20 protein-coding genes are annotated in these 23,092 nt (G+C 70.4%); 8 read left to right on the forward strand and 12 right to left on the reverse strand.

Annotated features, from left to right (window positions below):
- Positions 1–13: 13 nt before the first annotated feature.
- Positions 14–250 (reverse strand): Fis family transcriptional regulator, encoded by a 237-nt coding sequence (locus tag ASC98_RS28850; RefSeq protein WP_047500781.1) that lies wholly within the window; start codon positions 248–250, stop codon positions 14–16.
- Positions 247–1,305: a tRNA dihydrouridine synthase DusB gene (gene dusB, locus ASC98_RS28855; protein WP_056805782.1), complete on the reverse strand. Its 1,059-nt coding sequence runs from the start codon at positions 1,303–1,305 to the stop codon at positions 247–249. Before dusB ends, ASC98_RS28850 begins: the two co-directional genes overlap by 4 nt.
- Positions 1,306–1,370: 65 nt before the next feature.
- On the opposite strand from dusB, the gene ASC98_RS28860 reads away from it, so the two are divergent.
- Both ASC98_RS28860 and ASC98_RS28870 read left to right on the forward strand, forming a co-directional pair.
- Positions 1,371–1,853 (forward strand): YqaA family protein, encoded by a 483-nt coding sequence (locus tag ASC98_RS28860; RefSeq protein ID WP_056805785.1) that lies wholly within the window; start codon positions 1,371–1,373, stop codon positions 1,851–1,853.
- Between the two features lie 284 nt (positions 1,854–2,137).
- The gene (locus tag ASC98_RS28870; RefSeq protein WP_157598098.1) at positions 2,138–2,800 is read left to right on the forward strand and encodes a hypothetical protein; all 663 of its coding nucleotides are present in this window, start codon (positions 2,138–2,140) and stop codon (positions 2,798–2,800) included.
- A 50-nt stretch (positions 2,801–2,850) separates the two neighbouring features.
- On the opposite strand, the gene ASC98_RS28875 is transcribed toward ASC98_RS28870, so the two are convergent.
- Positions 2,851–3,390 (reverse strand): phasin family protein, encoded by a 540-nt coding sequence (locus ASC98_RS28875; protein WP_056805795.1) that lies wholly within the window; start codon positions 3,388–3,390, stop codon positions 2,851–2,853.
- Between the two features lie 216 nt (positions 3,391–3,606).
- Between ASC98_RS28875 and ASC98_RS28880 the strand changes: the two genes are divergently transcribed.
- The gene (locus ASC98_RS28880) at positions 3,607–5,604 is read left to right on the forward strand and encodes an SDR family oxidoreductase (RefSeq protein WP_056805798.1); all 1,998 of its coding nucleotides are present in this window, start codon (positions 3,607–3,609) and stop codon (positions 5,602–5,604) included.
- Here ASC98_RS28880 and ASC98_RS28885 read toward each other — a convergent pair.
- The 6 genes from ASC98_RS28885 to ASC98_RS28910 form a co-directional block, all read right to left on the reverse strand.
- Positions 5,554–6,477, reverse strand: a complete 924-nt coding sequence (locus tag ASC98_RS28885) for a nucleotidyltransferase domain-containing protein (protein WP_056805800.1) — start codon at positions 6,475–6,477, stop codon at positions 5,554–5,556. The two genes, ASC98_RS28880 and ASC98_RS28885, sit on opposite strands and share 51 nt — an antisense overlap.
- 64 nt (positions 6,478–6,541) lie before the next feature.
- Positions 6,542–7,876 carry an MFS transporter gene (locus tag ASC98_RS28890; protein WP_056805803.1) on the reverse strand — a complete coding sequence of 445 codons (1,335 nt, stop codon included), beginning with the start codon at positions 7,874–7,876 and terminating at the stop codon, positions 6,542–6,544.
- Positions 7,873–8,973 carry a phosphotransferase family protein gene (locus ASC98_RS30950; protein ID WP_056805806.1) on the reverse strand — a complete coding sequence of 367 codons (1,101 nt, stop codon included), beginning with the start codon at positions 8,971–8,973 and terminating at the stop codon, positions 7,873–7,875. Before ASC98_RS30950 ends, ASC98_RS28890 begins: the two co-directional genes overlap by 4 nt.
- Positions 8,974–9,041: 68 nt before the next feature.
- Entirely contained in the window at positions 9,042–9,842 is an 801-nt protein-coding gene (locus ASC98_RS28900) for an SDR family oxidoreductase (RefSeq protein WP_056805808.1), read from the reverse strand.
- Positions 9,835–10,836 (reverse strand): hypothetical protein, encoded by a 1,002-nt coding sequence (locus ASC98_RS28905; RefSeq protein ID WP_056805811.1) that lies wholly within the window; start codon positions 10,834–10,836, stop codon positions 9,835–9,837. Before ASC98_RS28905 ends, ASC98_RS28900 begins: the two co-directional genes overlap by 8 nt.
- A 13-nt stretch (positions 10,837–10,849) precedes the next feature.
- Positions 10,850–11,992, reverse strand: coding sequence for a hypothetical protein (locus ASC98_RS28910; RefSeq protein WP_056805813.1), 1,143 nt, complete (start codon positions 11,990–11,992; stop codon positions 10,850–10,852).
- A gap of 306 nt (positions 11,993–12,298) precedes the next feature.
- On the opposite strand from ASC98_RS28910, the gene ASC98_RS28915 reads away from it, so the two are divergent.
- Together ASC98_RS28915 and acpA are read left to right on the forward strand one after the other, a co-directional pair.
- Positions 12,299–13,693, forward strand: coding sequence for an FAD-containing oxidoreductase (locus ASC98_RS28915; RefSeq protein WP_056820621.1), 1,395 nt, complete (start codon positions 12,299–12,301; stop codon positions 13,691–13,693).
- A 43-nt stretch (positions 13,694–13,736) separates the two neighbouring features.
- Complete coding sequence (acpA, locus tag ASC98_RS28920) at positions 13,737–15,377, forward strand: acid phosphatase (RefSeq protein WP_056805819.1); 1,641 nt, start codon at positions 13,737–13,739, stop codon at positions 15,375–15,377.
- 2 nt (positions 15,378–15,379) lie between these two features.
- Here the strand turns inward: acpA and ASC98_RS28925 are convergent, their stop codons facing one another.
- Both ASC98_RS28925 and ASC98_RS32030 read right to left on the reverse strand, forming a co-directional pair.
- Positions 15,380–16,603, reverse strand: coding sequence for a cytochrome-c peroxidase (locus ASC98_RS28925; RefSeq protein ID WP_056805821.1), 1,224 nt, complete (start codon positions 16,601–16,603; stop codon positions 15,380–15,382).
- Positions 16,600–17,778 (reverse strand): acyltransferase, encoded by a 1,179-nt coding sequence (locus ASC98_RS32030; RefSeq protein ID WP_056805972.1) that lies wholly within the window; start codon positions 17,776–17,778, stop codon positions 16,600–16,602. The genes ASC98_RS28925 and ASC98_RS32030 overlap by 4 nt, the downstream gene beginning before the upstream one ends.
- A 162-nt stretch (positions 17,779–17,940) precedes the next feature.
- Between ASC98_RS32030 and ASC98_RS28935 the strand changes: the two genes are divergently transcribed.
- The 3 genes from ASC98_RS28935 to ASC98_RS28945 all read left to right on the forward strand — a co-directional run bounded on the left by ASC98_RS28935 (position 17,941) and on the right by ASC98_RS28945 (position 22,184).
- Positions 17,941–18,744: an ABC transporter substrate-binding protein gene (locus tag ASC98_RS28935; protein WP_056805824.1), complete on the forward strand. Its 804-nt coding sequence runs from the start codon at positions 17,941–17,943 to the stop codon at positions 18,742–18,744.
- Between the two features lie 37 nt (positions 18,745–18,781).
- On the forward strand, positions 18,782–21,364 hold the full coding sequence (locus ASC98_RS28940) for a CHASE domain-containing protein (RefSeq protein ID WP_056805827.1): 2,583 nt from the start codon (positions 18,782–18,784) through the stop codon (positions 21,362–21,364).
- A gap of 85 nt (positions 21,365–21,449) precedes the next feature.
- Positions 21,450–22,184 carry a class I SAM-dependent methyltransferase gene (locus ASC98_RS28945; RefSeq protein ID WP_056805830.1) on the forward strand — a complete coding sequence of 245 codons (735 nt, stop codon included), beginning with the start codon at positions 21,450–21,452 and terminating at the stop codon, positions 22,182–22,184.
- A gap of 21 nt (positions 22,185–22,205) precedes the next feature.
- On the opposite strand, the gene ASC98_RS28950 is transcribed toward ASC98_RS28945, so the two are convergent.
- Positions 22,206–23,051 (reverse strand): tetratricopeptide repeat protein, encoded by an 846-nt coding sequence (locus tag ASC98_RS28950; protein WP_157598094.1) that lies wholly within the window; start codon positions 23,049–23,051, stop codon positions 22,206–22,208.
- Positions 23,052–23,092: the final 41 nt, after the last annotated feature.

The following is a 23,092-nucleotide window of genomic DNA, read 5'->3' on the forward strand; positions in this document are numbered from 1 at the left end:
CGGAGGGTCTCGATTATTTGGTGAGCTTGTGGTCGAGCAGCTTGCGCCGCAGCGTGTTGCGGTTGATGCCCAGCCATTCGGCGGCCCGGCTCTGGTTGCCGTCGGCATGCTTCATCACGACGTCGAGCAGCGGCTTCTCGACGACCTTCAGGATCATGTCGTACATGGCGTTCGGCTCGACGCCGCGCAGGTCCTTGAAATAGGTCTCGAGGCTGTCACGGATGCATTCTTCGATGTGCTTCTTGCTCATGCTTGTTGTTCGATGAGATCGTGGTTGGCTGCGCCGCCGGGGTGGGCCGCGGGCAGCCGATGGTGCGTGTCGGCCAGTTGATCGAACCAGTCCGTCACGGCGCGGACCTGCTCCTCGCAGGTGTCCAGCGTGTTCATGCGGGCGCGAAAACCCTCGCCGCCGGGCAGCGCGCGCACCGCCCAGCCGATGTGCTTGCGTGCAGTGCGCACGCCGGCGTAGTCGCCATACAGGCCGTAGTGTTCGTGCAGGTGCTCCAGCAGCCAGCCCTTGGCCTGCAGCACCTCCGGCGCCGGCAGGTGCTCGCCGGTGTCGAGGAAGTGCGCGATCTCGCGGAAGATCCACGGCCGGCCCTGCGCCGCGCGGCCGATCATCAGCGCGTCGGCGCCGGTCGCGGCCAGCACCTCGCGGGCCTTCTCGGGCGAGTCGATGTCGCCGTTGGCCACCACCGGGATGCGCAGCGCGGCCTTCACCGCGGCGATGGTGTCGTACTCGGCATGGCCGCCGTAGCCCTGTTCGCGCGTGCGGCCGTGCACCGTCACCATCGCGATGCCGGCCGATTCGGCGGCGCGCGCGATCGCGAGCGCATTGCGTTCGGCCTGGCACCAGCCGGTGCGCATCTTCAGCGTCACCGGCACATGGCGCGGTGCACAGGCGGCGACCACCGCCTCGATGATCGCCAGCGCGAGCGGCTCGTCCTGCATCAGCGCCGAGCCGGCCCACTTGGTGCAGACCTTCTTCGCCGGGCAGCCCATGTTGATGTCGATGACCTGCGCGCCGCGGTCGATGTTGTAGGCGGCGGCCTCGGCCATCATCTGCGGCTCGGTGCCGGCGATCTGCACCGCGATCGGCGCGACCTCGCCGTCGTGGTTGGCGCGCCGCGAGGTCTTCAGGCTGTTCCACAGCTCGCGCCGCGAGGTCACCATCTCGCTCACCGCATAGCCCGCGCCCAGCCGCTTGCACAGCTGGCGGAACGGCCGGTCGGTGACCCCTGCCATCGGCGCGGCGAACAAGCGGTTCGGCAGCACGATGTTGCCGATGACGGGGCCGGTGGGCATGATGGGGGGAGTGCCAAAAAAGGAGGCAGAGTATAGCCCTTGGGGTCTGCGCATAATGCCCGCGGATGGATGCATGGATCGACTCCCTCATCGCGCTGCTGGCGCTGCCGAAATTCGGACTTTCCTCCGTCTTCGTCGTCGCGCTGATCTCCGCGACGCTGCTGCCGATGGGCTCCGAGCCGATGGTGCTGGGCATCGTCAAGCTGAACGCCACGATGTTCTGGCCCGCGGTGCTGGTCGCGACCGCCGGCAACACGCTGGGCGGTGCGATCACCTGGTGGATGGGCTACGGCGCCGAGAAGGCCTACGAGCATGTGAAGCACAAGCCGCACGAGGTGCGCGTGCTGCGCTGGCTGCAACGTTTCGGCGCGAAGGCCTGCCTGCTGTCGTGGCTGCCGATCGTCGGCGATCCGTTGTGCGCGGTGGCCGGTTGGCTGAAATTGCCGTTCTGGCCCTGCGTCGGATTCATGGCGATCGGCAAGTTCGCACGCTACCTCGTGATGACGGCGGGTGCGCTGTGGTTGTTTCCAGGGTGGTTTGCAGGATGATGCCGGGTCCATCGGGCACCGCATCGGTGCGCAATCAAACCGTGATGGATTGCCTGCTGGCAGCAATTGACGGCGAATTGCGATGACGGCGCCATGGCCCCTCGTGGCACGATCCTCGTTGCGCCCGGCGGGCTGACAAGGCATCCATGAAGTTTCCGACCCAATCCAAGCCCGAGACCAAGCCCGCCTCCGCGAAGGGGGCGGCGAAGAGCCTGCCCAAGAGCGCACCCTCAAGCGCATCCAGGAGCGCTGCCAGGCCCGGCGAAAAGCCTGCCGCGCCCCCGATGTCGACCGCCAAGGCTTCGAAGGCTTCGAAGGGGGCCAAGGCCACCCAGGCAGTGAAGCCGGCCGCCGACCCGAACGCCTTCCTGAAGAACCCGGTGCGCTGGCTGAAGCGATTGTTCCGCCGGCCGGTCCGCCTGAAGCGCCAGGGCCTGGATTTCAAGCTGGTGCTCGACGACCCGGCGACCCGCTTCGGCGACACGTCGATGGACGGCCTGAAGATGACGCCGTCGGACACCGCCGACGTGCAGGCGATGCGCCTTGAACTGGCCGCGGTGCTCGACCGCGATCCGCGTTCGCGCAGCGTGCTGGTGCACCTCAACATGCTGGAGCGTGCACTGAAGACCAAGGGCATGAAGGCCTTCGAGGACCTGCCGGCCGAGTTGCTGCGCAAGGCGATGGCCCAGCTCGACACGCTGGTGATGGACTGGTCGGCGCGCGGCCTGACGCTGCTGCGCGCACGCGCCTCCGGAACGCTGGCGCGCACGCGCATCACCGCCGGCACGCGCCAGCCCGACTTCGGCGACACGACGCATGTGCAGGTGCGCGAAGCGAGCGTCACGACCTTCATGGAGGCCGAGCAGGAGTGGGAAGAGCGCTCGGTGAGCGGCAAGCCCGCAGCGGCGCTCCCGAAGAAGGCCGCCTTCACGCCCGAACGGCCCTGAGCGACTGCGCCGCAGCACGCTGACGAGCGGCCCCGCCGGGCCGCGCCCGGTCAGGCCGCCTTGCGCGCGGCCCGTTTGGCGGGCGCCTTCGTGCTTGTTTTCGCGGCTGCCGTGCTGGTGGTCCTGGCGGCAGCCTTGCGTGCCGCCTTGGCCGGCGCCGCGCCGTTCAGGCCGGCGACCTTCGCGTTCAGCTCGTCGATGCGCTTCGTCAGCGCGGCCACGTCCTTCGCGCTCGGCACGCCCAGCTTGGCCAGCGCCTTCGCGGTGCGTTCCTCGAAGATCGTTTCCAGCTTGTCCCAGTGCTGACCGGCCTTGGCGCTCACGTCGCCGGCCATGCCGCTCATCCGGTTGGTGACCTCGCCGATCTTCTCCTCGGCCACTGCCTGGGTCTTGCGCTGCAGGCTCACGCCTTCCTTGACCAGCGCGTCGAACACCTTGCTGCCTTCTTCCTGGGCCTTCGAGAAGGCGCCCAGGCCGGCCAGCCAGATCTGCTGCGCCGAATCCTTCACCGTGCCGGCGAACGCGCTGTCGAGCAGCCCGGCCGCCGAGGCGCTCTTCTTCTCGGCCATCTTCTGGAGTTTCTTGACCATGTCTTCCTCTGTCGGTTGTTGAACGTCGCCGCGCGACTATAGGAGCGCCCCTCGCGTGCGGCATCCGCTTTCTCTAGGGCGCGGCCTCTATGCGCGGCGGGTGCGGCCAGCGGCGGGCTCGGGTAATCGCGCAGCAGCGTGCGCACGGGTTTGGTCAAGAATCGAACGAAATCAACCCGATCGCCAGATTGATCGGATCGCCCCCAGGAGGACTGCATGCAGTATTTCGTCACCGGCGCCACCGGCTTCATCGGCAAGCGCCTCGTCAAGACCCTGCTGCAGCGCCGCGGCGCGACGGTGCACTTCCTGCTGCGGCCCGAGAGCGAGGGGAAGGTCGACGAACTGCTGCAGTACTGGGGCGTCACGAAGGCACGCGCCGTTCCGGTCTACGGCGACCTCACCGCGAAGAAGCTCGGCGTCGCGGCCGATGCGCTGAAGGCGCTGAAGGGCAGGATCGACCACGCCTACCACCTGGCCGCCGTCTACGACCTCGCGGCCGACGAAGAAAGCCAGGTGCGGGTGAACGTCGAAGGCACGCGCAACGTCGTCGAGTTCGTGCGCGCCATCGACGCCGGCCACCTGCACCACGTCAGCTCGATCGCCGCCGCCGGTCTGTACGAGGGCGTGTTCCGCGAGGACATGTTCGACGAGGCCGAGGGCCTCGACCACCCATACTTCATGACCAAGCACGAGAGCGAGAAGATCGTGCGCAAGGAGTGCAAGGTCCCGTGGACGGTGTACCGCCCGGCGATGGTGGCCGGCGATTCGCAGACCGGCGAGATGGACAAGATCGACGGCCCGTACTACTTCTTCAAGCTGATCCAGCGCATGCGGCAGATCCTGCCGCCGTGGATGCCGAGCGTCGGCCTCGAGGGCGGGCGGGTCAACATCGTGCCGGTCGACTTCGTCGTCGCGGCGCTCGACCACATCAGCCACGCGAAGGCGGAGCTCGGCGGGAGGTGCTTCCACCTCGTCGACCCGCAGGGCTACCGCGTCGGCGACGTGCTCGACATCTTCAGCAAGGCCGCGCATGCGCCGAAGATGAACCTGTTCATCAACGCCGCGCTGCTCGGCTTCATTCCGCGCAGCGTCAAGAAGGGCCTGATGGCGCTCGCGCCGGTGCGCCGGGTGCGCGCCGCGGTGATGAAGGACCTCGGCCTGCCGGAAGACATCTTCACCTTCATCAACTACCCGACGCGATTCGACTGCCGCGACACGCTGGCCGCGCTGAAGGGCTCGGGCATCGCGTGCCCGGACCTGCGCGACTACGCCTGGCGGCTGTGGGACTACTGGGAGCGCCATCTCGACCCGGCGCTGCTGATCGACCGCTCGCTGCGCGGCACGGTGGGCGGCAAGGTGGTGCTGGTGACCGGCGGCTCGTCGGGCATCGGCCTGGCGGCCGCGATCAAGTTCGCCGAGGCCGGCGCGATCACGCTGATCTGCGCACGCGACGAAGCCAAGCTGGCCGAGGCCCGCAAGGAGATCCTGCTGGCCGCCGGCAAGGACGCGCGCGTCGAGACCTTCTCGTCCGACATCGCCGACGAAGCCAGCTGCCGCGACCTGATCGACTGGATCAACGCGAACTTCGGCGGCGTCGACTTCCTGGTGAACAACGCCGGCCGCTCGATCCGCCGCGCGATCGAGAGCAGCTACGACCGCTTCCACGACTTCGAGCGCACGATGCAGCTGAACTACTTCGGCTGCCTGCGCGTGACGATGGGCCTGTTGCCGGGCATGGTCGCGAAGAAGAAGGGCCACATCGTCAACATCAGCTCGATCGGCGTGCTGACGAATGCGCCGCGCTTCTCGGCCTACGTGGCCAGCAAGGCGGCACTCGATGCCTGGACCCGCTGTGCGTCGAGCGAGTACGCCGACACCGGCATCACCTTCACGACCATCAACATGCCGCTGGTGCGCACGCCGATGATCGCGCCGACCAAGATCTACAACAACGTGCCGACGCTCGCGCCCGAGGAGGCGGCCGACATGATCGCGCAGGCCTGCGTCTACAAGCCGGTGCGCATCGCGACGCGGCTGGGCATTGCCGGCGAGGTGCTGCATGCGCTGGTGCCGCGCATTGCGCAGATCGTGATGAACACCAGCTTCCGGATGTTCCCGGACAGTTCGGCGGCCAAGGGGGACAAAACCGGCAAGCCGACGCTGTCACCCGAGGCGATGGCCTTGCAGCAGATGATGCGGGGCATTCACTTCTGAGAGCGGGGCGGGTTCCGAGACGTACTCGCGCGCCGCGACCGCGCCGGCGCATGCTTCCATCCAGCGCTCGGGGGCCGAGGCGATCTGCTCCAGGTGCTGCTGCGCCGTGCAGGTGCCCTTGCTGCGCTCCGGCAGGTCGCGCAGCACCGCCCAGCAGACGCGCCGCAGCGCGTGCAGTGCCGCGGCCAGTTGCAGGGCGTTGCCGCCGAGCAGGGTCGATGCGGCCTCGATCTCGCGCACCACGCGGTCGCTGTCGAGGCCTTCGCGCACGATGCGCTTGACGCTCGCGACCGGGTCGTAGGCGCGGCCCAGCTGGAACAGGCGCAGCGCGAGCGCGATCGCGATCAGGCTGGACAGCACGTGACGCGCCGCGAACAGCTCGCCGCGCGACAGGTGGCGGCAGATCGACATGTGCGCATAGCCGACGTCGAACTGGGCGCGTGCCGCAATGCGGTCGTTGGTCAGCTGGCGGGCCACCGCGGCCTGCAGCGGCATCAGGTGGCGGGATCCCCACAGCGGCTGCCAGCGCAGCACGCGCTCGACGACCGGCAGCGTGTCGGGGGTCACGACGAACAGCTCGAGCTTGAAGCCGTCGGCGTACAGCACCGAGGTGCGGCAGCCGAAGCCTTCTTTCCAGGTCGGGCCGCCGACCAGTTGCACCGGCTCGGTGACCAGCGGCAGCAGCGCGGCGGCGACCTGCCGGGCGCCGTCGATCAGGGCGCCCTCGGCGAGCAGCACGACGAGGTCGAGGTCGGACTGGTCGTCGTGCCGGCCGCTGGCCTGCGAGCCGCCGAGCGCGACCGCCAGCGCATGCGGGCAGTGCTGGAGCGTGGCCTGCGACAGCCGCGAAGCGAGTAGCGAGCAATCTCTCATGGGGGCTTTCTTGTCGGAGTGGACGCGTGGGGCCGCTGCGGCGACGGACAAGGGCCGCGGCCTGTCAGGCCTGCAGCGCCGCGCCGACGCGCGCCCGTTCGGCCAGCGCCGCGCGTGCCGCGATCGCCAGCGCGCCGGCGGCGGTCATCGTGGCCGCCAACCCGTACACGCCGGCGCCCCAGGTCGGCAGTGCGCGGCTGGCAAACCAGGCGGCGCCGGCCAGGCCGATGCCGTGCGCGCAGGCCGTGTAGACCGCCTGGCCGGTGATCGCATAGCGGCTCGGGCTCAGGTCGCGGACCCACAGCGCGCACAGCGCGTGCATCCACGAGAACGACGCGACGTGCAGCACGAAGCCGAGCAGCAGCCAGGGCAGGGCGCCATCGGCGGCGAGCAGCGACCAGCGCAGCAGCGACAGCATCACGATCACGCCGAACACCCGGGCGTTGCCGCAGCGGGCGCGCAGGCGGTCGAACGCGGCGAAGCCGAGCGCCTCGACGCCGAAGGCGGCGCACCACAGCGCGGCGATGGCCGGCCCGCCGACACCGCGCTGTTGCAGCAGCAGCGTCGCGCTGCTGTAGAACACGCCGTTGGCGCCGATCAGCAACGTGGCGCCTGCCAGCAGCAGCAGGCCGCTGCCGGTCGCGAGCGATGGTGGCGTGCGCCGGGACATCGCCGCCGCATGATGCTCGGCGCCGGGCGGGTGCACCTCGGCCCCTGCCGGGCTCGTTGTTCCCGCTTTTTCCGTGCGTCCCATGCGTCCCGTGTGTCCCGATCGTCCGGCTTGCACCATCGCCTGCACGGCCGATTGCATCCCACGCAGGCTGACCAGCAGCACCAGCGCCGACACCAGCACCAGCATCGGCAACGCGGCCCGCTGCCACGCCGGCCCGGCCGACCACAGCCCGCCGAACAGCACCACCCCGGCGCACACCGAAGCCGAGCCGAGCGCCCGCATCGAGCCATAGCGCGCGCCGCCGCCGGCATCCTTGAGCCGGGTCGCGAGCGCCTCCAGCAGGCTCTGGAAATAGTTGCGGCACGCGGCGATGGCGACCACGGCGATCAGCAGCCCGCCGAAATGCGTCGAGCAGCCGAGCAGCCAGACCGCGGCGCAGCCGGCCCAGGCCGCCGCCCACAGCAGGCTCGACTGGCGCCGCGATGCATCGGCCCACCACGCGAGCAGCGGCCCGGTCAGCAGCTTGACGCCGAACACCGTGCTGAAGACCCAGGCGACCTCGTCGGGCGCGAGCCCCTTGTCGCGCAGGAAGGGCGGCAGGTAGCCGAGCAGCACGCCGCTCGGCAGGAAGAAGCCGACGTAGGCGAGCGCCAGGTGCAGGCCTTGCCGGTCGCGCCAGTGGTGCCACTCTCGCCAGTCCCGCCACTCCCGCCAGGACCGGCTCACAGCAGCCGCTCCAGCATGCCGAGGCTCCAGTCGCGCACGCGCCGGCCGGCGGGCTCGTCGAGGTGGCCGGTCCAGACGGCGCGCGTCGGCCCGACCAGCCGGTACAGGCACTGGAAGGCCAGGTGCAGGTGCAGGCGCCGCTGCCAGGCCGACGGATCGGCCGGCAGCCGGGTGCTGCCGTAGTGGTCCCAGGCGCGGGCGACGATCGGCAGCGGGTCGCGGTCGTGGTTCAGTGCGCGGATCGCGTACTCGCTGAGCAGGTAGGCCAGGTCGTAGCTGCCTTCGCCGAAGTGGCCTTGCTCGAAGTCGATCACCGACACCCGGTGGTCGGCGTCGACGAGCAAGTTGCGCGAGTTCAGGTCGCCGTGCACCGGCTCGGCTTCGAGCGCCAGGTAGTCGTCGATGAAGGCGCGCGCCGCACGGTGCAAACGCGGCGGCAATTCGTCGAGCAGCCGGACGTACTGCAGCTCGATCTTGAAGGCCTTGAACGGCCGGCTCGCGGCGAGCAGGGCGTTGCGCGGCTGCAGCGGCAAGGCATGCAACCGACCCAGCCAGCGCGCGATCGAGCGCAGCGGCAGCTCGAGGGCGGCCGCGTCGACCGCCTTGTCACCGGGCCCGGACGTCAGCCGCTCGTGCAGCGGCGCGCCGGCCGCGGCGTCCATTGCAACGATGTCGTACTCGCTCTGGATCGCGATCAGCGCCGGCACGGTCAGCGGCCTGGCGGTGGGTTGCCGGATGGCGGCCTGCCGGGGGGGCTGCCCGGGGGGCTGCGCGGGGGGCGGCATCACGCAGGCGCGAGACGCCAGGTCGTGCCAGCTGCAGGCGACGAGGCAGCGCTGGGCGGCGCGGGTCGGCAGCGGCGGGAAGTCGCCCGACAACGCGACTTCGGTGAAGCGCTTCAGGTAGTGCGTGCCGGCCGGCGAGCTGACCTTCAACACCCGGTTGAACAGGCCGCCGGCGACGGGCTCGACCGACTGCGGGCCCGGCCACAGCAGCCGGGCGACCTGGATCATTTCGCTGTCGACGCCGGCGCTGTCGGCCGGTGCCGCGGGCAGCGGCAGGCTGACGGGGGCGGTGGTCGCCAGGGGAGTGGCCAAGGGAGTGGCGAGGGAGGTGGATGCAGGGTAGGGCATGGTGGCGTGCCTGTGGTGGCGGGAAGGCAGGGTCAACTCGGCGATGCCGCCCGGCCGCAGGCCGGGATCGGCTGCCGATGGATGCCGCGCACATACAGGCTTTGCGCGACCGGAAAGAGGCTGATCTCCTGCACGTTGACGTGCGCAGGCTGCCGGTGGATCCATTCGATGGTGCGGGCGAGGTCCTGCGCTTCGAGCGGTGCGAAGCCCTCGAAGCGTTCGGCGGCGCCGAGGCCGGGTTGGCCGTCGAGCAGGCCGGTGCGGGTGGTGCCGGGCTGCACGCAGCTCACGCGCACACCCGAGCCGTGCAGGTCGGCGCGCACGCAGCGCAGCAGCTGCTGCGTGTACGCCTTGCTCGCGGCATAGGCGGCCATCGCCGGGGCGGCGTCGTGGCCGGCGATCGAGCCGAGCACGATCAGCGTGCCGCCGCCGCGCTGCTGCAGCAGGCGCGCGATGTCGCGCACGACCAGCGTGGTGCCGAGCACGTTGGTGTCGATGGTGGCGTGCAGGTCGGCATCGCTCATCTCGGTGAGCGGCGCGCCCTGGAACGCGCAGCCGGCGCAGTGCACCGCGAGTTCGATGTCGTGCAGCCGCAGGCGTTCGCTCGCGGCAAGCCGATCGAAGGCGGTGCGCAGGCCGGGCTGCGCGACATCGTGCGGCAACGCGATGAAGCGCCGCGGCCAGTCGCGCTCGATCTCGGCCAGCCGCGCGGCATGGCGGGCGATGCCGATGACGCCGAACCCGCTCGCGAGCAGGCCCTGCGCGACCGCGCGTCCGATGCCACGGCTGGCGCCGGTGACGGCGCACCAGCGCGGGGGGCGGTGTTCATCCATTGATCAGGTACGAGCTGCCGGGGACCAGGTGGGGCACATGCGGCGCGATGGCATGGACGTTGACCGTCTTGATGCTCCAGCGCTGGCGTTGCGCGGCTTCGTTGCGCACGATGCCGATCTCCTTGCCGTGCAGGGACAGGTTGTTCGCGATCGACACGAAATCGCCGGGCCGCATCTGCACGCGGCGCTTCACCGCATGCAGCGTCTCGGTCAGCCGCTGCACCGCGCGGGTCGCCGAATCGGTCAGGCCTTCGGTGCGCTTCTCGAAGAAGCGCAGCTCGACCTCGCGCGTCAGCACCGCATGGTCGGCGGCCCTGCCCAGCGCCACGTTGCCGCCCATCATCGACAGGTCGTCGAACGGGGTGTAGAACGCGCCCTCGCGCAGCACCGCGAGCGTGTTCCTGTCGAGCGCGGCGAGGACATCGCGGTTGGCGACGAAGGTGGTCCAGATCTCGTTGTCGTCGCAACTGCGCAGCGACAGGATGTTGACCAGGTCGGGGCGCACGAAATGGTTCGCCAGGTCCTTGTGGAAATGGATCGGGCCGAGCGCCTTCTGCGATTGCGAGTCGCTCAGCGACGCCTTCGGGAAGATGTCCTGGAAGACATCGCCGTCGTTGACGTTGAGGTACGAGATCGGGTGCTCGCCGGCCACGTCGGCATGCAGCTGCAGGAAGCCTTCGGCGACGAAGCTGCGCTTCTTCGCGTGCTTGTCGGCCACCGGATCGACGTTGCCGAGCTCGGGCAGCACGCTGTCGATAGGGCAGTTCGCGACGAACACGAACGGCCGCTCGTAGGCCGACACGCGCCGCCGCGCCTCCATGAAATCGCGGAAGCGCGCGACATGGGGGTCGCTCGCGACCAGCATGCAGATCTCGTGGCGGAAGGCCTCGTAGGCCTTGTACGGGTTGACGCGGATCGATTCGAGCCGCCGCACCAGCGCGCTGCGCTCGGTGTCGGTGAAGCTGAAATCCACGGGCAGCTCTCTGCAGGTCATGTCGTGTTCCCTTTCATCGATCGAGAAGTTTTCGCAGCCCCGGCTTGCCGCAGACCGGGTCGAGCGTGAGTTCGAGCCAGGGCACGCCGGCGGCACGCAGCCAGCCGAGCGCCGCGGCGGCCGGTTCGGGCCGTTGCGCGAGGCCGTGGGTGTCGCCGTGCCAGCACGGGAAGTCGGGGTCGTCGGCCGGGAACAGCGCATCGGCGATGTCGGCCTGCTGCAGGCCGGCGGTGCTGCCCACCGAATGCAGCGTGATGCCCGCGGCATGGCCGGGTTCGAGCGTGGCCCGCACCACGCCGGCCAGCGGCGCGCGCGGCACATAGAGCGTGCCCAGCACCTCGGCCAGCAGGCAGGGTGCGACGATGCGCTTGTGCTGCTGCTCGTAGCTGCGCCGGTACAGCGCGCGGTCGCAGGTCTGGCCGGCGTCGAGGTGGCGGCGCTGCAGGTCGCGCAGCCCGGCGTCGAAGATGCGCCGCAGCTCGGGGTAGTCGACGATGGTGCCCTCGCAGTACGACAGGTAGCTGGGCCACGACCACACGCTGCGGCCGTCGTCGGCGTCGAGCAGCACCCGGTCGTTCGCCAGTGGCCGCGCGCCGTGCCGCAGCACCATGTCGATGAACAGCGTCGACTTGCCGGCCCCCTTGCCGCCGAGGAACAGCCAGGCCGCGCCGTCGAGCACCACCGCGCTCGCGTGCAGCATCGGTGCGAAGCGCGGCCCGCGCCGCCACAGCGTCAGGTTGCGCGCGGCATGGAAGATCAGCTCGCTGGAGCGCAGCGCGTGCATCGGGTCGATGTGCACGTCGAGGCAGGCGCGCTGCGCGTCGTGGCGGAACAGCATGCCTTCGCCGGGCAGGTGGATCGCGCCGGTCCCGTGACTGGTCCCGTGACGGGCCCCTGGATCGGCCGGGCCTTCGAGGTTCCAGTGCGGGTAGTTCAGCGAGCGGTGGAAGCGCGCTTGCCCCGGCCAGTCGGCCGCCGCGTCGACCAGTTCGGCCGCGCTCGCGTGGTGCACGCGGATGTCGAGCGCCGGCGTGGCGCAGGGCTCGATCGGCGCGGGTTCGTACGAGCGCGCGATGCGGTCGAAGAACCACGCATCGCCGAACGCGCTGTGAAGCTGGAACTGGCTGTCGAGCAGCCGATGACGACTCGTGTCCACGCAGGCCTCGAAGACGCAATGTTCCTCGGCGGCAAGGGCAGCCGAGGCCCGGTTGAAGGGGAGCGAGAGGGGAAGCGTCTCCGAGTGGGAGTCGTGTGCCGCAAGACAGGCGGCCGGCTGGCGTGGGTCGAAAGAATTCTTTCGGTCCCTGGGCCGCGAAGTCTAAGGAGCCGGCCATGACGGGTCAAGCGCCCTGCCGAGAAAAGGGCTGTCAGTTTGCTGTCGCGAACCCGACTCAGTCGCTGCTGCTTCGATGCCGGCGCATGATGCGCGGCACGCTGATGTCCACCGTCCCGGAGAACCCCCATGACACGCACTGCACGCCCATTCGATGCCATCGTGATCGGCAGCGGCCAGGCCGGCCCGTTCCTCGCCGCGAAGCTGTGTGCCGCCGGCATGAAGACGGCGCTGGTCGAGCGCGAGCACCTCGGCGGCACCTGCGTCAACGACGGCTGCATCCCGACCAAGACGCTGGTGGCGAGCGCGCGCACCGCCCATGTCGCGCGGCGCGCGGCCGACTACGGCGTCGTGATCGACGGCCCGGTGCGCGTCGACATGAAGGCGGTGAAGGCGCGCAAGGACGCGATCGTCGCGCAGTCGGTCGCGTCGCTGTCGTCGTGGCTCGGCGGCATGGAGAACCTGACGCTGCTGTGGGGCCATGCGCGCTTCGTCGCGCCGCACCGCGTCCAGGTCGGCGACGACGTGCTCGAGGCGCCGAAGATCTTCATCAACACCGGCGGGCGCGCGTCGCTGCCCGACTGGCCCGGCATCGGCGAGGTGCCGGTGCTGACCAACACCTCGATGATGGCGCTCGACGTGGTGCCGGAGCACCTGCTGGTGATCGGCGGCAGCTACATCGGGCTGGAGTTCGCGCAGATGCACCGCCGCTTCGGCGCACGCGTCACGGTGCTGGAGCACGGCGGGCGCCTGGTGTCGCGCGAGGACCCGGAGGTGTCGGCCGAGATCCGCGCGATCCTCGAACGCGAGGGCATCGAGGTGCTGACGATGGCGCGCGATTTCACGCTGGCCCGCGCGGCCGACGGCGGCATCCGGCTCGGCATCACGCAGGACGGCCGTCCGCGCGAACTGAACGGCAGCCACCTGCTGGTGGCGGTGGGCCGCAGGCCGAACACCGACGACCTCGGGCTCGAACAGGCCGGCGTGGCCTGCGATGCGCGCGGCTTCATCGAGGTCGACGACCAGCTGCGCACCAGCGTGCCGGGCATCTGGGCGATGGGCGACTGCAACGGCCGCGGCGCGTTCACGCACACCTCGTACAACGACCACGAGATCGTCGCCGCCAACCTGCTGGACGACGACCCGCGCCGCGTCAGCGACCGCATCCCGGCCTATGCGCTGTTCATCGATCCGCCGCTCGGTCGGGTCGGCCTGACCGAGGCCGAGGTGCGGGCGAGCGGCCGCGAGGCGCTGGTCGGCACGATGCCGATGACGCGCGTCGGCCGTGCGAAGGAGCGCGGCGAGACGCAGGGCTTCATGAAGGTGCTGGTGGATGCGCAGACCGAACGCATCCTCGGCACGTCGCTGTTGTGCATCGACGGCGACGAGATCGTGCATTCGCTGCTCGACGTGATGGCGGCCAATGCGCCGTACACGGTGATCGCGCGCGCGGTGCACATCCACCCGACCGTCAGCGAGCTGATCCCGACCTTGTTGCAGCAGCTGAAGCCGCTCGAGAAATGACGGATGATGGCGCTCCCTCGAAGAACAACCAGGAGAGCGACCGATGAAGATCCGAGCCACCGTCATCGCCCTGGCGGCATCGCTGGCCGCCTGCGGCACCCAGCCCCCGGCGGGCAGCCCCGCCGCCGAAGCGAAGCTGCAGGACAGCATCCGCACGGTGGTCGTGATCTTTGCGGAGAACCGCGCGTTCGACACCTTGTACGGCCTGTACCCCGGCGCCGACGGCATCCCCGGCGTCAATCCGTCGTCGCGCAGCGCGTGGCAGCCGCAGACCGAGCGCGACAGCGACCTGGCGCTGCCGAAGCTGCCGCAGACCTGGGGCGGCGTCACCGCCGCCGGCCAGGCGGTGACGCTGGCGCAGGGCGCGACGGCGAACCAGGACAACAAGCCGTTCCAGATCGATGCCGAGGCCGGCTACCAGGGCAGCGGCGTGAAGGTCGGCCAGGACGTGATCACGCGCGACCTGTACCACCGCTTCTTCGAGAACCAGATGCAGATCAACGGCGGGCGCAACGACAAGTTCGCCGCCTGGGCCGATGGCGGCGGGCTCGCGATGGGCTACTACGACGGCAGCCGCATGCGGCTGTGGCAGATCGCGCAGCAGTACGTGCTGGCCGACCGCTTCTACATGGGCGCGTTCGGAGGCTCGTTCCTGAACCACCAGTACCTGGTGTGCGCCTGCGTGCCGGTGTACCCGGGGGCCGAACAGTCGCCGGCCAAGGGCTCGATCTCGGTGGTGGACCGGCTTCCCGATGGCCGCTGGAGCGCGAAGCTGACGACGCGGCCGGATTCGCCGTCGTCGGCGATCGCCGGGCCGCCGAAGTACGTCAACAGCAGCAACCTGACGCCGGCCAACTACGCGGGCGACGGCCAGTACTACGCCGTCAACACGATGCAACCGGCCTACCAGCCGAGCGGCGTGCCGCCCGCCGCAACCGGCAGCGACCTGCTGGCCGATGCCGGCAAGGCCAACACCTTGCCGCCGCAGACGCAGTTGACGATCGGCGACATGCTCGACCGCAAGGGCGTCGACTGGGCCTGGTACGGCGGCGCGTGGAATGCGGCGACCGCCGAAGGCCGCCAGCCGGCGGCGGTGGCGCGCAAGATCATCTATGCACCGCCGATCGGCTTCCAGACGCACCACCAGCCGTTCAACTACTACGCGACGGTCGACCCGACCGATCCGGCGAGGGCCGCCTACCGACGCGCGCACCTGAAGGATTTCGACGAGAGCTTCCTGAAGGATGCGGCGGCGGGCACGCTGCCGCCGGTGACGTTCTACAAGCCGCAGGGCAACCTGAACCAGCACGCGGGGTATGCCGATGTGGCCTCGGGCGACCAGCACATCGCCGACCTGATCGGCCAGCTGCAGCAGAGCCCGCAGTGGAAGCACATGCTGGTGGTCGTGACCTACGACGAGAACGGCGGCTTCTGGGACCACGCGCCGGTGCCGAAGGGCGACCTCTGGGGCCCGGGCTCGCGCATCCCGGCGATCATCGTGTCGCCGTGGGCGAAGAAGGGCTTCGTCGACCACACGCCATACGACACCGGCTCGATCCTGCGCTTCATCACGCGGCGCTGGCAGCTGGAGACGCTGCCGGGGTTGAAGATGCGCGACGAGGGGCTCGCGAAGAACGGGTCGGCGGCGATGGGGGACCTGACAGGGGCGTTGAAGCTGGACTGACGTCAGGGCGCATATCCGTCCGTCAATGTCTTCAGGAACGCGATCACGTCCGCGATCTCCTGCGCATCGAGCGCCGGCTTGTCCCCGGCGACCCGATCGAACGGCGGATCGGTGTTGACGTTCTCCTTCAGCGCGCCCGGCAGGTCGTCGTACGGCTCGACCTGGCCGCCCGCGCCGCGGCCGAACCAGCGTTGCGGTTCCAGGTCGCGCGTCACGTAGAAGCGCATCACCTCGTCCAGCGAGTGCAGCACACCGTTGTGGAAGAAGGCCTGCCGCAGCGCCACGTTGCGCAGCGTCGGCGTGCGGAACGCGCCGCAGTGCTCGCGGCTTGCCGCCAGGTCGTGCCGCTCCGGCCCGCACAAACCGAGATCGAAGAACGCCGGGTCGCGGTTCGCCGGCAGGTCGCGGTTGCGCGGCACGCCGACGACGATGTGGCCGTGGTCGGTGAAGGCCGGGAACGCGCCGGTCGTCGCGCTGACCGCGCTCGGGTGGCATGACGCGCAGTTGCCCTTGGCCTCGTCGTTGAACAGCGCGAGGCCGCGCGCCTCCTGCGGCGTCAGGCGCGCGCGGCCGCGCAGCACCGCGTCGTACTTGCTGCTGTACGGATGGAACTGCGCCGCGTCCTGCTGGAACATCTCCAGTGCCAGCAGCGCCCATTGAAAGGCCGGCTCCACCGCGTCGAGCGCATCGGCGCCGAAGGTCGCGCGGAATTCGCCGGCGTACGGCGCGCGCCGCAACCGCTCGACCACCGCCGCGGCATCCGCATTCGCCATCTCGTTCGGCGACAGCAGCGCGAGGCCCGATTGCTCGTGCACCGTGGCCGCGCGGCCGTCCCAGTCGTGGCCGCCGGCCGGGCCCTGGTCAACGCTCTCGTCGACGTCGTCGTCGAAGCGATGCTCGGTGAACGGCGGCACGTTCTGCAGGTAGCGCAGCGACGGCGTCGCGCGAAAACCCAGCGCCTGCCCGTCGCGCCCGCCCGGCTGCACCGGCTTGCCGTTCGGCGGGCCATAGGCCGAGGCCGGGTCGTGGCAGCTTGCGCAGCTCTGTTCGCCCGACGCCGACAGCGCGGGGTCGAAGAACATCGTGCGGCCGAGCCGCTGCATCTGCCCGAAATCGGGTTGGCGCGCGGCCTGCATCGCGTAGGCCTCGGCGGCTTGCGCCGGGGGCAGGCCGGGCGGCACGGCGGCGGCCAGCAGCAGCGCGAGGCCGAGGCGCTGCAGCGTCATGGCGTGCTCGGCAGCGCCGCCGTGGCGCGCGGCGCGACATCGAAATGCCGCGGCCAGCGCCGATCGCGCCAGCGCATGAACGGGGTTTCGACTGCGCGGTACAGCAGCCAGCCGCCCGCCAGGCAGGCCAGCGCGACCAGCGCCACGTGCAGCGGCTCGGGCAGACCCCAGGGCTTGATCAGCCGGTTCACGATCACCGCGATCGGCTTGTGCGTCAGGTACAGCGCATACGACCACAGCGCGAGCGGCGCCGCCCCGGGGATGCGCAGCCGCTGCAGCGGCGAGCCGTCGGCCAGCGCGCCGAGCAGCAGCAGCGCAAACGCCATCGCCACCAGCGAGTAGCCGAAGCCGCTCATCGCGTAGCCGTAGCCGTAGCCGGGGATCTCGTAGAAGTTCAGCGCCGCCCACAGCACCGCCAGCGTCGCCGTGGCGCCCACCGCGAACAGCGCCCGGCCATGCGGCATCAGCCGGGCCCAGGTGGCCGGGTGCCCGTGCTTCAGCAGCGCCAGCGCGACGCCCGGCAGGAATTCGTCGAAGCGGCACAGCGTCGCGTAGTAGACGTTCGGGTAGTAGCCCTCGATCGCGCCGCCGGCCTCGCGCCCGTACTGCAGCCACAGCACGCTGCGCCATGCGATCGCCGCGACGACCAGCGAGGCCAGCAGGGCCCAGGCGAGTGCGAGCCGCTGCCGCCGGCGCATCAGCCCGAGCAGCGCCAGCGGCAGCACCAGGTAGAACTGCTCTTCGATGCACAGCGACCACGCATGCGAGAACGCGGTGCCCGGCTGCAGGTCGAAGTTCTGCGTGAACGTCAGGAAGCGCCACAGCGGCGGCGGCTCGCGTCCACCCATCACGGCCGGGAACAGGAAGTACAGCCCCAGCACGACCCAGAAAGCCGGCAGCGTGCGCAGCGCGCGTCGCAGGTAGAACGCGCCGAGCGACAACGTTCGCCCGTGCAGCATGCCGCCCATCAGCTGGCTGGCGATCAGGTAGCCGCTGAGCACGAAGAACAGGTCGACGCCGGTCCAGCCGACCGCACTCGCCCAGCCGAAGGTGTTATGGCCGCTGACGAACACGCGGTAGTGGTACGCGAAGACCAGCAGGATGGCCAGCGCCCGCAGCGTGTCGAGACCGGGCTGGCGGGTGGGGTGCGGCGAAGTGGAAACGGTGGCGGTCATGCGGAAGGCGAGCGGGGGCGTGTGCGTCGGACGCCGGCGATTCTGCCGCTGCCGCGGCGCCGACGGCATCCCCAGTGTGGGATTTTCCCGGGCCTGGCGGCAACTCCCCGGACCGGGCACCGCGATGCCGGGCTATGCTGCGCCCCCAGGGGGTTTCACCGCATGCTGAAGTTGTCGACATGGCTGCGCGCGCAAGCCTGGACCCTGGCGGTCGCCCTCGGGGCGGCCTTGCCGGCCGTTGCCGCCGACAAGCCCGAATGCCTGCGCCCGATGAGCCTCGCGCTGCACGAGCACGGCCTGCTCTATTCGGGCGTCACCGGCGAGGGCATCGACAAGGACATCGCCGACGAACTGGCGCGCCGCAGCGGCTGCAAGTTCAGCGTCTCGGTGCTGCCGCGCGCCCGCATCTGGCAGCTGATCGAAGGCGGCGCGCTCGACTTCAGCCTGTCGGGCATCACCAACCCGGCGCGCGAGCAGTTCGCCGCCTTCGCGTGGTACGTGTCGAACAAGTACTACCTGCTGGTGCGCCGGGATGCGAACGTCGCCGCGCTGGCCGATTTCGAGCGCGACCCGAAGCTCAGGCTCGGCGTGATCCGCAGCTTCCGCTACAGCCCGACCGCCAACCGCCTGGTCGACGCGCTCGATGCGCAGGGCCGCGTGAACCATGCGTCCAGCCTCGAGCCGCTGTACCAGGTGCTGCTCGACAACCGCGTGCAGGCGATGATCATCGAGCCCTTCGACTACCCGACGGTGCAGCAGGGCACGATCCGCGCGCAGACGCGCATCGTCGAGTTCGACGATCCGGCGGTGCCGCACGGGTTGATCATGTCGAAGCGGTCGCTGTCGCCGGCGCAGCAGCAGGCCTGGCGCGCGCTGGTCGACGAGATGCGCGCCGACGGCAGCATGCAGCGCATCTTCGAGAAGTACTTCCCGGCCGAGTTGGCGCGCACGATGACGCACTTCTAGAAATGACGGCCTCCACGTCACTTCGTTCGGACCCGGCGTGAAGAGAGCCTTTCCGCTGCTGATGTCGCTGCTGGTCGCGGCCGTCTCGCTGACGGTCACCGCGCTGGCATGGCGCCATGAGCGCGCGTCCGAGGCCGCCGCATTGCGCGCGAGCTTCGACTTCGGGTTGCGCCAGGCCACCAGCCGCATCGAGCAGCGCATGGCCGCCTTCGAGCAGATGCTGCGCGGCGTGCAGGGCCTGTTCCTCGCGAGCGGCTCGGTCGACCGCGCTCGCTTCGACCGCTATGTCGACGCGCTGCTGGTCGGCGTCGACTTCAACGGCCTGCAGGCGATCGCCTACGGGCCGCTGGTGCAAGGCCCCGACCTCGCGGCGCACGAAACGGCGCAGCGCCGGTCCGGCATCCCGTTCTACGAGGTCCGCCCGCCCGGACCGCGCGCGAGCTATGTGCCGGTCACGTTCATCGCGCCGGCGGACGGCCGCAGCCTGTCCGCGCTCGGCTACGACATCTCCACCGACCCGTCGCGCCGCGCCGCGCTCGACAAGGCGCGCGATTCCGGCAGCGTCGCGATCACCGGCCGCATCCGGCTGGTGACCGAGCCCGACCACGCGCCGCAGTACGGCTTCCTGATGCTGCTGCCGCTGTACGCGCCCGGGCAGCCTGCAGACAGCGTGGCCGCGCGGCGGCGCAGCGTCGTGGCCTGGGTGTGGGCCGGCTTTCGCATCGGCGACCTGATGTCCAGCCTGTACGGCGAGTCGACGCCGGGGCTGGACCTGCGCGTCTACGACGGCGTCGAGCCGCGCGACGATGCGCTGATGTACCGCTCGGTCGGCGCGGAGGCCGACCGGCAGCCGGCGCGCTTCGAAGCGCAGGAGTACATCGGCGTGGCCGGCCAGAGCTGGACGGTGCAGGTGCGCAGCACGCCGGAGTTCGAGGCACGCCACCACCGCGAGTCGGCCCGCATCATCGCGGTGGCCGGCATCGGGCTGAGCCTGCTGCTGGCCGCGCTGACCTGGCAGCTGACCACCGGGCGCATGCGCGCCTACAGCGTGGCCCGCGTGATGACGCGCGAGCTGCGCGACAGCGAACGGCGCTACCGCCGCATCGTCGAGACGGCGAACGAAGGCATCTGGCTCATCGATGCGCCGGGCCGCCTGTCCTTCGTCAACCCGAAGCTGCTGCGCCTGCTCGGGCAAGGCGCCACCGACATGCTCGACCGGCCGCTCGCCGAATTCGTCGACGACCCGGCCGCGCGGCTGGCGCCCGAGGCGCTGGCGAGCCGGCCGCCCGGCACCGTCGAGACGGTGGAGCTGCGCATGCACCGCAGCGAAGGGCAGCCGCTGTGGGTGTCGATGTCGATCACGCCGGTGTTCGACGAGGCCGACCACTATGTCGGCTCGCTCGGCATGGTGACCGACATCAGCGAGCACAAGCAGGCCGAGGCGAAGCGCGTGCTGCTCGAGGCGCAGCTGCGCGAGTCGCAGAAGATGGAGGCCATCGGCACGCTGGCCGGCGGCATCGCGCACGACTTCAACAACATCCTCGCGGCGATCCTCGGCAACGTCTCGCTGGCGCGCGACCGGCTCGACGACACCCATGGCGCGACGCCGCCGCTGAAGCAGATCGAGATGGCCGGCGTGCGCGCGCGCAGCCTGGTGCAGAAGATCCTCGCGTTCAGCCGCATGCAGCCGCACGAGCTGGTGAGCCAGCCGATGCGGCCGATGATCGAGGAGTCGATCGCGCTGCTGCGCTCGACGCTGCCGGCCACCGTGGAGCTGGCGCTGGCGCTGGAGGAGCGGCCGCTGTTCGTCAGCGCCGATGCCACGCACGTGCAGCAGATCCTGCTGAACCTGTGCACCAACGCCTGGCATGCGCTGCAGGGCAGCAGCGGGCGCATCACGATCGGGCTGGACGAACGCCGCATCGATGCCGACGAGGCGCAACGCCTGGGCGACCTGGCGCCGGGGCCTTGTGCGCACCTGTGGGTGTCCGACAACGGCGTCGGCATGGACGAGGCCACGCGGGCGCGGGTGTTCGAGCCGTTCTTCACCACCAAGCGGGTCGGGCAGGGCACCGGCCTCGGGCTGTCGGTGGTGCACGGCATCATGACGGCGCATGCCGGCGCGATCGACGTCGAGAGCGAGCCGGGGCGCGGCAGCACCTTCCATCTCTACTTCCCGCTGTTGCCGCACCGGCCGCAGCGGGTCGATGCGGCCGGCGCGCCGGCGCCGGTGCCGGTCGGGCGAGGGCAGCACGTGCTGGTGGTCGACGACGACCCGGCGATGCTGCTGATGGTCGAGAGCCTGCTGCAGCGGGCCGGCTACCGCGTGACCGGCATCGACCAGCCGCGCGAGGCGGCGGCGCTGCTGCAGCGCGATCCCGTGGCCTACGACCTGGTGGTGACCGACTACAACATGCCGGAGCTGACCGGCATGGAGCTCGCGGCCGAGATCGGGCGCATCCGCGCCGACCTGCCGGTGGTCATCAGCTCGGGCTTCATCTCCGACGAGATGCGCAGCGCGGCGCAGCAGGCTGGAATCAAGGGGCTGATGCAGAAGGAGTACACGCTGGAGCAGCTGGGCGGCATCGTGCATGCGGTGCTGAACCCGGTGGAGGGCTGACGCCGCCGCACGCGGGGCATGCCCCCTCGCCGGTGCGGCCCGGCCGGCGACGCCAGAATGCAGTCCTCATTCGAAGGAGCGTCCGATGCGTCACGACTGGATTCGCGGTGCTGTGCTGGCCACGGCGCTCGCGCTGCTCTCTCCCTGGCCGGCCTCGGCCCAGACGGATGCGGACCTGCAGGCGCTGCTCGCCAGCCCGCTGCGCACCGACGACGACCGCAAGGCGGACGCCGGCCGCCAGCCGATCGGCCTGCTGCGTTTCGCGCAGGCGAAGCCGGGCATGTCGGTGCTGGACGTGTCGGCCGGTGGTGGCTACACGACGCAGCTGATGGCCTTGGCGGTCGGACCGCAGGGCAAGGTCTGGTCGCAGGTGACGCAGTCCCGGCCGGTGCTCGACAAGCGGCTGGCCGCGCATCCGCAGCCGCAGGTCGGCGTGCTGGTGCGGCCCTTCGAAGACCTGTTCCCCGCCGATGCGCCGCGGGTCGACCTGGTGACGCTGGTGCTGTCGTACCACGACATCGCGTACTCGCCGGTCGACCGGCCCCGGCTGAACCGCGCGATGTTCGACGCGCTGAAGCCGGGCGGCCACCTGGTGCTGGTCGACCATGCGGCGAAGGCCGGCACCGGCGTGGCCGACGCGAAGCGCCTGCACCGCATCGACGAGCAGCTGGTGCGGCAGGAGATCGAGGCGGCCGGCTTCGTGTTCGAAGCCGACAGCGATTTCCTGCGCAACCCGGCCGATCCGCGCGATCAGGCCTTCTTCGACATGAAAGAGCCGGCCGACCGGTTCGCGCTGCGCTTCGTCAAGCCCGCCAGATGACGGGGTGACGGCCACGGCTCATCACCAGCCGTCGGACCCGCCGCCGTCGGAGCCTCCGCCACCACCACCGCTGTCCCAATCCCCGCCGGAGCCGAAGTCGACCGAGCGGTTCGACAGTTCATCGGCCGCGCCGTTGTCGAAGTAGCCCGGCGACAGGCCGCCGTCCGACGCGGCGTTCGACGACGACGAGCCGCCGTCGCGGTGGCCGTCGAGCATCTTCTCGGCCAGCATGCCGGCCGCGAAACCGCCGGCCGCTGCCAGGCCGGTGCCCAGCATGCCGCTGCCGGTGCCGCCGCCCATCGGGCTGTAGTTCGGGCCGTAGCCGCCGGTCGGCATGCCGCCGGCGTAGGCGGGCGACATCGGCTGCGCGCGGCGGGCGCTGAACATGCGCCACAGCAGCACCGCGATCACCGCGAAGCCGGCGCCCCAGATCCAGCCGGGGAGGCCGCTGCTGCGTTCGGCGGCGCGCGGAGCCGGCGCCTGGCGCGGCGCCTGTACCGCGGTGCCCGCCGAATTGCCGCCGCCGGCCGCGGTGGTGCCGCGCTGTTCGCGCTCCAGCAGCTGCTCGAAGCTCCTGAACTTGTCCGGCTGCGTGAAGCCGATCGCCGGGTCGAGCTGCTGCGCGAGGCGCGCCTCCTGCAGCGCGAACTCGTAGCGCTTGTTGTGCGCGAGGATCTCGGCGTAGACGTAGTGCGCCTTCGCGCTGCCGGGCTTGGCGGCCACGACGTCGCGCATCAGCGTCTCGGCCTGGGCGTAGTTGCCCTTCTGCACCTCGGCCTGCACCTCGGTGACGGTCGGCAGCGCGAACGCCGCGGCCGACGCCAGACCCATGGCCACGAAGGCCAGCATGGCAAGAAGTCGTTTCATGTCCGTTTGCCTTTCTCTTTCAAGAGGACCTCGGTAAAGAG

This window comes from Rhizobacter sp. Root1238 (assembly GCF_001425825.1).
Classification (GTDB): domain Bacteria; phylum Pseudomonadota; class Gammaproteobacteria; order Burkholderiales; family Burkholderiaceae_C; genus Rhizobacter.

Excerpts from the sequence above, each read along its gene's own strand:
- ASC98_RS28900 (WP_056805808.1), bottom strand. The coding sequence starts at position 9,842 with ATGGATGAACACCGCCCCCCGCGCTGGTGCGCCGTCACCGGCGCCAGC.
- ASC98_RS28870 (WP_157598098.1), top strand. The coding sequence starts at position 2,138 with ATGTCGACCGCCAAGGCTTCGAAGGCTTCGAAGGGGGCCAAGGCCACC.
- acpA (WP_056805819.1), top strand. The coding sequence starts at position 13,737 with ATGAAGATCCGAGCCACCGTCATCGCCCTGGCGGCATCGCTGGCCGCC.
- dusB (WP_056805782.1), bottom strand. The coding sequence starts at position 1,305 with ATGCCCACCGGCCCCGTCATCGGCAACATCGTGCTGCCGAACCGCTTG.
- ASC98_RS28935 (WP_056805824.1), top strand. The coding sequence starts at position 17,941 with ATGCTGAAGTTGTCGACATGGCTGCGCGCGCAAGCCTGGACCCTGGCG.
- ASC98_RS28905 (WP_056805811.1), bottom strand. The coding sequence starts at position 10,836 with ATGACCTGCAGAGAGCTGCCCGTGGATTTCAGCTTCACCGACACCGAG.
- ASC98_RS28875 (WP_056805795.1), bottom strand. The coding sequence starts at position 3,390 with ATGGTCAAGAAACTCCAGAAGATGGCCGAGAAGAAGAGCGCCTCGGCG.
- ASC98_RS28885 (WP_056805800.1), bottom strand. The coding sequence starts at position 6,477 with ATGAGAGATTGCTCGCTACTCGCTTCGCGGCTGTCGCAGGCCACGCTC.
- ASC98_RS28850 (WP_047500781.1), bottom strand. The coding sequence starts at position 250 with ATGAGCAAGAAGCACATCGAAGAATGCATCCGTGACAGCCTCGAGACC.
- ASC98_RS32030 (WP_056805972.1), bottom strand. The coding sequence starts at position 17,778 with ATGACCGCCACCGTTTCCACTTCGCCGCACCCCACCCGCCAGCCCGGT.
- ASC98_RS28860 (WP_056805785.1), top strand. The coding sequence starts at position 1,371 with ATGGATGCATGGATCGACTCCCTCATCGCGCTGCTGGCGCTGCCGAAA.
- ASC98_RS28880 (WP_056805798.1), top strand. The coding sequence starts at position 3,607 with ATGCAGTATTTCGTCACCGGCGCCACCGGCTTCATCGGCAAGCGCCTC.
- ASC98_RS28945 (WP_056805830.1), top strand. The coding sequence starts at position 21,450 with ATGCGTCACGACTGGATTCGCGGTGCTGTGCTGGCCACGGCGCTCGCG.
- ASC98_RS28925 (WP_056805821.1), bottom strand. The coding sequence starts at position 16,603 with ATGACGCTGCAGCGCCTCGGCCTCGCGCTGCTGCTGGCCGCCGCCGTG.
- ASC98_RS28950 (WP_157598094.1), bottom strand. The coding sequence starts at position 23,051 with ATGAAACGACTTCTTGCCATGCTGGCCTTCGTGGCCATGGGTCTGGCG.
- ASC98_RS28915 (WP_056820621.1), top strand. The coding sequence starts at position 12,299 with ATGACACGCACTGCACGCCCATTCGATGCCATCGTGATCGGCAGCGGC.